At 75.9% G+C, this 9,604-nt stretch carries 7 protein-coding genes, 1 tRNA gene and 1 other RNA gene; 3 read left to right on the forward strand and 6 right to left on the reverse strand.

All coding sequences use genetic code 11. The features are described 5' to 3' along the window. Positions 1-1,773 (reverse strand): DNA polymerase III subunit gamma and tau (locus tag ABD158_RS17325; protein WP_344008909.1); only part of this gene is annotated, 1,773 nt, incomplete at its 3' end. Between the two features lie 58 nt (positions 1,774-1,831). Continuing rightward, positions 1,832-1,922: signal recognition particle sRNA small type (gene ffs / locus ABD158_RS17330), an RNA gene on the reverse strand. 83 nt (positions 1,923-2,005) lie between these two features. Between ffs and ABD158_RS17335 the strand changes: the two genes are divergently transcribed. Next, positions 2,006-2,093 (forward strand) — tRNA-Ser (locus tag ABD158_RS17335). 64 nt (positions 2,094-2,157) lie between these two features. Here ABD158_RS17335 and ABD158_RS17340 read toward each other — a convergent pair. Beyond that, positions 2,158-2,562, reverse strand: a complete 405-nt coding sequence (locus tag ABD158_RS17340; protein WP_344008911.1) for an ArsR/SmtB family transcription factor — start codon at positions 2,560-2,562, stop codon at positions 2,158-2,160. A gap of 55 nt (positions 2,563-2,617) precedes the next feature. Between ABD158_RS17340 and ABD158_RS17345 the strand changes: the two genes are divergently transcribed. After that, on the forward strand, positions 2,618-4,588 hold the full coding sequence (locus ABD158_RS17345; protein WP_344008913.1) for a heavy metal translocating P-type ATPase: 1,971 nt from the start codon (positions 2,618-2,620) through the stop codon (positions 4,586-4,588). A 61-nt stretch (positions 4,589-4,649) separates the two neighbouring features. Here the strand turns inward: ABD158_RS17345 and ABD158_RS17350 are convergent, their stop codons facing one another. Genes ABD158_RS17350 through eccD form a run of 3 tightly spaced genes read right to left on the reverse strand, consistent with a single transcriptional unit; the run spans position 4,650 to position 8,719 of the window. Then, positions 4,650-5,960, reverse strand: coding sequence for a S8 family serine peptidase (locus ABD158_RS17350; RefSeq protein WP_344008915.1), 1,311 nt, complete (start codon positions 5,958-5,960; stop codon positions 4,650-4,652). After that, positions 5,954-7,363: a type VII secretion protein EccB gene (locus tag ABD158_RS17355; RefSeq protein WP_344008917.1), complete on the reverse strand. Its 1,410-nt coding sequence runs from the start codon at positions 7,361-7,363 to the stop codon at positions 5,954-5,956. The genes ABD158_RS17350 and ABD158_RS17355 overlap by 7 nt, the downstream gene beginning before the upstream one ends. Before the next feature lie 3 nt (positions 7,364-7,366). After that, the gene (gene eccD, locus ABD158_RS17360) at positions 7,367-8,719 is read right to left on the reverse strand and encodes a type VII secretion integral membrane protein EccD (protein WP_344008919.1); all 1,353 of its coding nucleotides are present in this window, start codon (positions 8,717-8,719) and stop codon (positions 7,367-7,369) included. A 167-nt stretch (positions 8,720-8,886) separates the two neighbouring features. On the opposite strand from eccD, the gene ABD158_RS17365 reads away from it, so the two are divergent. Next, positions 8,887-9,604: hypothetical protein (locus tag ABD158_RS17365; protein WP_344008921.1), on the forward strand; the 718-nt coding region annotated here is incomplete at its 3' end.

A 9,604-nucleotide genomic window follows, 5' to 3' on the forward strand; every position in this document is an offset into this window, starting at 1 on the left:
GGCGGGCGCGGCCGGGGCCGGAGGTGCCGGGGCCGACGGGGCCGACGGGGCCGGGTCGGCAGCGGGCGGCGGAGCGGCGGCGCCCGGCCGCGCGCCGGGATCCATGATCGCCTCGATCCTCCAGCGACCGCCGATGACCGTCCCGACGAGCTCGGCCACGATGTCCTGCGACCCGCCACCCACGAAGGACTCGCGGGCACCGGCGTTGCCGAAGCCGAGGGTGATGGTCTGACCGTCGACCCCGACCACCTGGGAGTTCTGCGAGAGGTGGATCCAGGTCATGCGTCGCCGGCTCGACGCGGCGGCCACGACGTCGGGCCACAGCCGGCGGACGTCGACCAGCGAGAGTCCCCCGGCCGGGGCCGGCTCCGGGGCAGGCTGAGGAGCCGGCGTCGGCACGGGGGTGGACGGCTGGACGGGCTCGGGCTCCGGAGCAGGAGTCGGCTCGGGAGCTCGCGCCGGCTCGGCAGTGGGGGTGGGCTCGGGAGCGGGGGTGGGCTCGGGAGCTCGCGCCGGCTCGGGAGTGGGGGTCGACTCGGGGACCGGTGCCGGGCCGGGCGTCGGCGGCGGAGCGGCGGACGGCGGTGCGGGTGCGGGTGCGGTGGACCCGATCGCGATCCGCCGCTCGACGCGGTCCAGGCGCGCGCCGAGGCCGGCGTCACCGTCGACGCCGGGCAGCAGCACGCGGGCGCAGAGGAGCTCGAGGTGGAGCCGCGGGGCGGTGGCGCCCCGCATCTCGGTGAGGCCGGTGGCGACGATGTCGGCGGCCCGGCTCAGCTCGGCGGTGCCGAAGCGCGCGGCCTGCGCCACCAGACGCTCCCCCGCGTCCTCGGCGACGTCGATCAGGCCGGTGGCGGGGGCGTCGGGCACGGCGGCGACCACGACGAGGTCGCGCATCCGTCGCAGGAGGTCCTCGGTGAAGCGGCGCGGGTCCTGGCCCGCCTCGACGACACGGTCGACGACCCCGAAGACCGCGGCGCCGTCACCGGCGGCGAACGCGTCCACCGCGTCGTCGAGCAGCGAGTCGGGGGTGTAGCCGAGCAGCCCGGTCGCCAGCGCGTGGGTGACCCCGCCGGGACCGGCCCCGCCGAGCAGCTGGTCCAGCACGGAGAGCGTGTCGCGGGCGGAGCCGCCCCCGGCGCGCACGACGAGGGGGATGGCGGCGGGCTCGATGTCGACGCCCTCGGCGGCGCAGAGCTCGGTGAGGTACGACGACAGCAGCCGCGGGGGGATCAGGCGGAACGGGTAGTGGTGGGTGCGCGAGCGGATGGTGCCGAGCACCTTCTCGGGCTCGGTGGTCGCGAACACGAACCGCAGGTGCGGCGGCGGCTCCTCGACGAGCTTGAGCAGGGCGTTGAAGCCCTGCGTCGTCACCATGTGCGCCTCGTCGATGACGTAGATCTTGTAGCGGCTGCGGACGGGGGCGAAGAACGCCTTCTCGCGCAGGTCGCGCGCGTCGTCGACACCGCCGTGGGAGGCCGCGTCGATCTCGATGACGTCGATCGAGCCGGGCCCGCCGCGGGCCAGGTCGCGGCAGCTGTCGCACTCGCCGCAGGGGTCCGCGACCGGGGCCTGCTCGCAGTTGAGGGTGCGGGCCAGGATCCGGGCCGAGGTCGTCTTGCCGCAGCCGCGGGGCCCGGAGAAGAGGTAGGCGTGGTTGGCGCGGTTGGCCGCGAGCGCCGCGCGCAGGGGCTCGGTGACGTGGTCCTGCCCGATCACCTCGGCGAAGGTCTCCGGGCGGTAGCGCCGGTAGAGGGCGAGGGAAGGCTCCACGCGGCCCACACTAACCAGGCCCGCCGACAGCGGTCCGGGGCGTCGTGCCCGGGTGCGGAGAGGCCCCCCGCGCACCCGGTAGAGCACGCCTGCCCTTGCTGCCTTCCGGCCCTGGGGGAGTTCAGCGAGATGCCGCCGCGCGGGGGGTTGGTCCGAGTCTAGGACAGCGGACGCGCGGGCCTCCACCCGGCCGATTTCGAGGGCCCGGAGGCCGACCGGTACTCTCCTCGGCGGAGGATTCGCCTAGTGGCCTATGGCGCTCGCTTGGAAAGCGGGTTGGGTTAACGCCCTCAGGGGTTCGAATCCCCTATCCTCCGCCACTCGCGACGGCGCCGCTGCTCAGCGGCGCCGTCGCGCTCTCCCGGGCGGCACGCCCGGGAACGGTCAGGCCGGGTCGGGGACACCGGCACCGCGAGGGCCGGCGGGCGCCTCGGGCACCCGGCGGTCGGCGGCCCGGCGGTCGACGCCGAGGCGCAGGTGCTCGGCGTGGTGGACCGCTTCGTCGATGAGGTCACCCAGGTGGTCGTCGAAGAGGGAGTAGACGACGCTGCGCCCGTGCCGCTCGGTCTCGACGAGACCCATCGTGCGCAGCAGCCGCAGCTGGTGGGAGACGGCCGACTGCTCCATGCCGACCTCCGCGACCAGCTCGCCGACGCTGCGCGGGCCGTCCTGCAGCCGGGACAGGATCAGGAGCCGGCTCGGCGTGGCCAGGGCCTGCAGCGTGGAGGCGACCGAGGCGGCGGTGGCGGCGTCGAGCGGCTCGCGTCGACCCGCCGCTCCGTGACCCATGGGCCGATCCTAGAGGTCCTACACATGAACATATGTACATGTGTAAGGTGCTCAGGTGAGCACCTCGACCGACGCCCCGGAGCAGCACGTCCCCGCTCCCCCGTCCGCCGGCTCCCTCGTGGCCACGGTCGTCTCCGCCCCGGAGGCGCGCTGGGCGGTGGTCGCGACCGCGCTGTTCGCCCTCGGCGGCGCCGCGCAGCTGGCGGGTGCGCCCGCCTGGACCTGGTGGACGGCGTACCTGCTCTGCTACGTCGCCGGCGGCTGGGAGCCCGCCGTCGCCGGCCTGCGGGCGCTGCGCGAGCGCACCCTCGACGTCGACCTGCTCATGGTCGTCGCCGCCCTCGGCGCGGCGGCGATCGGGCAGGTCCTCGACGGCGCGCTGCTGATCGTCATCTTCGCCACCTCCGGCGCGCTCGAGGCCGTGGCGACCCGCCGCAACGAGGAGTCCGTCCGCGCCCTGCTGACGCTCGCGCCCGCGCGTGCCTCCCGGCTGACGGCGACCGGCGAGGAGCGTGTGGACGTGACCGAGCTCGTCCCCGGGGACCGGGTGAGGGTCCGTCCGGGTGAGCGGGTCGCCGCCGACGGCACCGTCGTGGAGGGGTCCTCCGACGTCGACCAGGCCACCATCACCGGGGAGGCGCTGCCGGTGGCCCGCGGCATCGGCGACCCCGTGTACGCCGGGACCGTCAACCGGGAGGGCACGCTCGTCGTGGAGGTCGACCGACCCGCCTCCGACTCGGTGGTGGCCCGGATCGTCACGATGGTCGAGGAGGCCTCCCGGACGAAGGCGACCACCCAGCTCTTCATCGAGCGTGTCGAGCAGGGCTACTCCAGCCTCGTCGTGGTGGCCACGGTGGCGCTGCTCGCGGTGCCGCTGCTGCTCGGCGCCGACCTCGAGCCCACGCTGCTGCGCGCGATGACGTTCATGATCGTCGCCTCGCCCTGCGCGCTCGTGCTCGCGACGATGCCCCCGATGCTGGCCTCGATGGCCACGGCGGGGAGGCACGGCGTCCTGGTCAAGTCCGCCGTCGTGCTCGAGCGGCTCGCCGACGTCGACCTGGTCGCCCTCGACAAGACCGGCACCCTGACCGACGGGTCCCCGCAGCTCGTCGACGTCGAGCCCACCGCCGACCTCGACGCCGACGGCGTGCTGGCGACGGCCGCCGCGGCCGAGGGGTCCAGCGAGCACCCGGTCGGCCGGGCCGTCGTCGCCGCCGCGGCGGACCGCGGCGTCGAGCCGGGAGCGGCCTCCCACTTCCGCGCGCTGCCCGGCGCCGGCGTCGAGGCCCGGGTCGACGGCCGGGCCGTCCACGTCGGCGCCCCCCGGGTCCTGGAGGACCTGACCGGGACCGGTGACGGTGCCGCGGACCGCCGGGGGGACGTGGCCGCCGCCCGGACGGCCGCCCGCAGGCTCGAGGAGCAGGGCCGCACCGTGGTGGTCGTGGTCGCCGACGGCGCCCCCGTCGGCGTCCTCGGCCTGCTCGACCGGCCGCGCCCGGAGGCCGCTGCGACGGTCGACGACCTCGCCGCGCTCACCGGTCGCGGGCCGCTGCTGCTCACCGGCGACAACGCCGCGGCCGCGGGGGCCCTGGCGCGCGCCGTGGGCGTCGACACCGTCCGCGCCGGTCTGCTGCCGCAGGACAAGGCCGACGCCGTCGCCGGGCTGACCGCCGAGGGGCGTCGCGTGGCCGTCGTCGGCGACGGCATCAACGACGGGCCGGCGCTGGCGGCGGCGCACGTCGGGATCGCCATGGGCCGCACCGGCTCCGACCTGGCCCTCGAGACCGCCGACGCCGTGCTGGTGCGCGACGACCTCGCGCAGCTCCCCCGCGTGCTCGCGCTCGCGCGGCGGGCCCGGCGGGTGGTGCGGGCCAACCTCGTGATCGCGGGGACCACCATCGTCGTGCTGGTCACCTGGGACCTGGTGTGGCACCTGCCGCTGCCGCTGGGCGTCGCGGGCCACGAGGGCTCGACCGTGCTCGTGGCGCTCAACGGGCTGCGGCTGCTGCGCCGCTCCGCCTGGTAGCGCGCTCCGCCCGGTGGGCCCCGCCCGGTCACACCGGCCGTCGCGCTCCGGCCGGTCGCGCTCAGCCGGGCGTGCGCCGGCCCGTGCCGAGCCGGCGCAGCAGCGGCCTGAGCACGACGGCGGCGACGAGCACGGCCCCCGCGAGCAGCCCCCACCACCGGAAGTCGTCGCGGGCGTCGGCGAGGGCGTCCGCGCGCTCCGGCGGCGCGGGCGCGGCGCCGCCGCCGTCGTCGGCCGGCTGCGCGAGCCCCAGCTCGCCCGTGCGGCGCGCCGGGGTGAGCTGACGGGTGAAGGCCTCGATGGGCTGGGCGAGGCCGAAGCCGGTGTACACGTCGCGCTGGTCGGTGGCGCCGGACGCCGTCTCCAGCAGACGCTGCACGATCTGGGCGTCGTCGTCGTCGGGGAAGTAGGCGAGGAGCAGCGCCACGATCCCCGAGACGTACGGGGTGGCCCACGAGGTCGCGATCGCGTCGACGACGCAGGTGGAGCCGTTGGGAACGACCGAGGCCCCGCCCTGCACCGGGACGGCGACGTCGGCGTTCGTCGTGTTCAGCACGTAGCGGGCGGACCCGCCCTCGGCGTCCAGCGGCACGTAGGCACTCACGCCGACGACGCCCGGGTAGGCGGCCGGATAGGTCGTGAAGGGCCCGGGCACCGGCTCGTCCTCCGGGAGCTCCTCGTCGGGCGAGCGGTTACCCGTGGCGGCCACGACGATCACGCCGGCGTCCTGCACGGCCCGCACGGCGTCGCGGAGGTCGTCGGAGGGGTCCGCGGTCAACGACAGGTTGAGCACGTCGATCCCCCGCGACCCGGCGTTGTCCGCGACCCACCGCAGCGCGGTGACGAGGTCCGGGGGGTCGAAGTCGCCGTCCAGGTCGAGACCGTCGTCGTCGGACTCCTCGGGGTTGTCGACGATGCGGACCCCGATGATCCGGGCGTCGGGGGCGACCCCCATGCCCATGCCCTCGCCCTCGCCGCGCCGACCGCCGGCGATCAGGCCGGCCACGATGGTGCCGTGCGGCTCCTGCAGCGGGCCCGGCTGGCCGACGACCTGCAGGCCGGGCTCGGAGTCGTAGTACTCGCTCGGGGCGACCCCGGAGTCGATGACCGCGACCCCGACGCCGGCCCCCCGCGTGTAGTCGCGGTGGATCTCGTCGATCCGCATCTGCTCCAGCGGGGTGCTGGGGTCGGGGTTCGCGACCGGCTCCTCGGTGTCCGCGACCTGCGAGCAGAAGGCAGCGAGCTCCGTGGGTCCCTCCCCGTCGGCCAGCGCGGGGGCGGGGATCGCGACGCCCGCCCCGAGCAGGAGGCCGGCCGCCAGCACGGCGCGTCCGACGGGCCGGGCCCGCCCGCCGGGGCCACGGGTCAGCACGACGACGGGTCCGGGCTCTCGTCCGCGGGGTTGCGCAGCGCGGCGTCCCGCGACAGCACCACCCCGCAGCGCAGCAGCCCGATCCAGGAGTCCGGCACGACCCGCGCCTCGTGCTCGCCGTAGCCGAGGTTGCCGATGGCGTCGGCCCCGTCGAGCTGGTAGCGGACGCCCTTCGCGTCCACGACGTACGCCGGGGCGCCCTGGGCGGAGCCGAACGCGCCGGACACGACGACCGCGCCCCCGCCGGGCTCGACGTCGGTCGCGATCTCGTCCTCCGGCAGGTCGGCGAGGTCGACGTCCTCGTCGAGGCCCCCGGCGACGAGCACCGTCGGCGTGTCCTCGACGCGGGGGACCAGCTGCGCGCACAGCGAGTCGTCCTCCACGGCCGTCGGCACCTCGTCGGGCCAGCCGTCGGGCGTCACGTCGGAGGTCAGCCCGGTCTGCAGCTGGTCACCGTCGAGGGTGGTGGCCCCCGGGTCCGCGACGGCCTCGTAGGCGGCCTGCTCGAAGGGGTCGAGCTGGTAGGGGCCGTCCGTGGTCACCAGGTAGGCGCCGTCGTCGGCGGTGACCAGGTCGCCCGCCTCGGCGGCCTCGCCCGTGCCGAACCAGTCCCCGGAGCCCTCGACCGGGCCGTCCCCGGTCCGGAACGCCTGACGCTCGACGTCGGGCCCGGCGGGCCACAGGTTCAGCCACTGCTCGCTGACGACGGCCGCGTCGTCCTGGGCCGCGGGCAGACCGAGGCTGCTGAGGATCGCGTCCGCCTGGCCGTCCCCGCGCGGCAGCCGGTAGCGGAACGCCTGCGGGACGCCGGCCTGGCCCTCGACGTCACCGGACGCGACGAGCCAGCGGCCGGCGTTCGGACCGGTGGTGACGACCAGCGCGCCGTCGTCCACGGGGCTCGCCGGGGGTGTCTCGAGGATGCTGAGTGCGATCCCCTGACCCTCCTCGGTGCACGCCGTCCAGCCCTCGTCGATCAGCTGGTCCGTCGTCGGCAGGTACGACGGCGCCCCTAGGATGCCGATGTCCTCGCCCAGGCGCTGCTGCGCGATGTCCTCCTCCGAGACCGACGACGGCTCGGTGTCGGCGCCGAAGATCAGCCGGCCCGAGATGGGGTCGACGGGCCGCAGCTCGGGCTCGTCGGACTCGGTCGTGATCGCGTACAGCGAGCCCTCGGCGACGACCAGGCCCGGGTCGAGCCAGCCGTCCGGCGGCCGGGAGGAGAACACGCCCGCGATGGCCCCGCCGGCGAGCACCAGCACCCCCAGCGCCACACCGCCGACGATGGTGCGACCCGGCCGCGACGGCTCGACCTCGCGACCCCCGGGCGCACCCGACACGAACGCGGTGACCAGTCGCCGCCGGCTGAAGGCGTGGGCCTCGACGAGGTCCTTCTTGGTCGACACCCCTCAGCCCCCCACGAGCTCGAACAGCCCGGTCGCGAACACCGCGAGCGGCACCAGCGAGACCAGGGCGATCGTCTCGGCGAGGTCGCCGAGCCGGCCGCGCCGCACCGAGGCGGAGGCCGGGACCAGGGTGGCCGCGACGAGGACCGCGCCGGTCACCGCCAGCGCGACCGCGGCGATCGCCCGCCACGACTCGTGCATCAGCAGCACCGAGACCGCCACCGTGAACAGCCCGACGACACCCGAGGCCAGGCCCACGAGGACCTCCGAGCCGGTGCGGTACTGGCGGGTCCGCAGCATCACCACGACACAGCTCATGACGGCGAGCAGCGTGCCCGTGACACCGAGCGAGACCGCGAGCGGCGCCACCATCACCAGCAGCAGCCCGACGGTGGCCGAGACCGCGAGGAGGATCTCGTGGGCGGTGCGGGCGTCGGAGCCGACCCGGTCGGGGTCCACGTCGTCGGGGTCGCGCGTCACGTCGGCGAGGGTGAAGATCTGCTCCACCTGGGTGCCGGTGGCGCCGAGCGCCAGCCACGGGAACACGCTGCCCGCGACGACGACGAGCACCAGCAGCACCACGAACACCACGCGGGCGTCGAGATCGACGTTGTCGAGCAGCAGACCCCCGGCGGTGGCGAGGGCGCCGAGGACCACGGGTGGCATGGCGAGGGCCCGGCCGGCGTCGATGCCCACGACGGCGACCACGCCCGCCGCCAGGGCGCCGGCCCCGGCGCAGGCCAGCGGCAGGCCGAACAGCGGCCCGTCCGGCGCGAGCAGCAACCCGGCCACGGCCCCGTGCACCGCCGACATCGAGGCCAGCGCGACCGCCGCCTCGGGCTCGTGCTGGACCCGGGAGAGCACGACGGCGCCCGCCACGAGCAGCACGGCGATGACCGTGGCCGCGACGCCGGCCACCAGGGCGTCGCCCTGCACGAGCAGGGCCACGGCGCCGAGCCCGAGCAGCAGCATCGCCGCCGCGAGCGCCGTACGGCGGCCGGTCTCGGGCTCCCACGGCTTCAGCTCGCGCTCGACGACGTCGGCCATCGCCTCCACGACGTCGTCGTAGACGCGCGGGGGCTCCTCGTCGACGCCGGCGCTGACCGTGAGCAGGCCGCCGTCCTCGACGCCCTGGGCGACCAGGCCCGTCTCGGGGCCCAGCTCGCGGCCCTCCTGGGTGACCAGGCGGTAGCCGCCGTACACCGTGGCGGGGTCCAGCAGCCCGACGCTGCGCGCCAGCTCCGGCAGCAGCTCCGCGACCGGCACGGAGCCCGGCAGCACGAGGTCCACCCGGCGGGTGCCCGACGCCACGGTGACCTTGACCAGTCCCGAGGTCGCCGCCGTCGTCTGGCTCATCGATCCCCCATCGCACGTGGGGCCGCGGGCCCCGGTGTCCAGGTGCGCACTGTAGCGAGCCCGGCCGGTCCGGCGAGCCCGAACGACCGCTCGCGCGTCAGGACGTGACCGGAGGGGGTCGCGGCGGACGCGAGCGACCGCCACGACCGCGTCCTAGGGTGTCGCGCATGCGAGCCCCCCGCCCCTCCCGGACCCCGGCCCGTCGTCGTGCCGCCGTCGTCGCCGGCCTGACGGCGCTGATCCTCGCCGCCACCGCCTGCGGCGGCTCCCCGGACGAGGACCCGGCCGCGGAGCCGACCGGCGCCCAGTCCGGCTCCGGCTCCGACGGCGGGGCCGACCCTTCCGCGCCCGACGACCCCACCGGCGAGCCCACCGAGGAGACGCCGGACGCCGACAGCGAGATCACCCCGCCCGGCACCCGGCTCGAGGCCGACGAGACCGCGGTGGTCGTGCTGCCCGACTCCTCGAACGTCGAGCGCGGGCTCGTGAAGGTCGCGATCACGCTGGACTCGGTCACGAAGGAGCCGCTGTCGCGCCTGCCGCCCGGCGCGCAGCCGGGCGCGTCGGACCTGTACTTCGTGGAGCAGACCTACACGATCCTCGACAAGGAGCGCGGCAACATCATCGGCACCAACCTGCTGGACCACACGATCGTCACCTCCGAGGGTCGCGACGTCTTCCCCTTCGTCGACGTGGCCGCCGATCCCGAGGGCTGCGCCTTCGCGGACTTCAGCAACGTCGACGAGGTCGGCGACGCGAAGGTCTCCTGCACCGCCTTCCTGCTGCCGCGCGGCGGTGAGGTGGAGGAGGTCGCCTACCGCGACAACCTCGGCGACTACGACTTCCTCGACGGCGAGCCCGTGCGGTGGACGGTGGAGACCACGG

This window comes from Nocardioides lentus (assembly GCF_039529515.1).
Taxonomy (GTDB): domain Bacteria; phylum Actinomycetota; class Actinomycetes; order Propionibacteriales; family Nocardioidaceae; genus Nocardioides; species Nocardioides lentus.

Bases quoted from the DNA above. Each gene is read 5' to 3' on its own strand.
- ABD158_RS17340 (WP_344008911.1), bottom strand. From the start codon at position 2,562: ATGGGTCACGGAGCGGCGGGTCGACGCGAGCCGCTCGACGCCGCCACC.
- eccD (WP_344008919.1), bottom strand. From the start codon at position 8,719: ATGAGCCAGACGACGGCGGCGACCTCGGGACTGGTCAAGGTCACCGTG.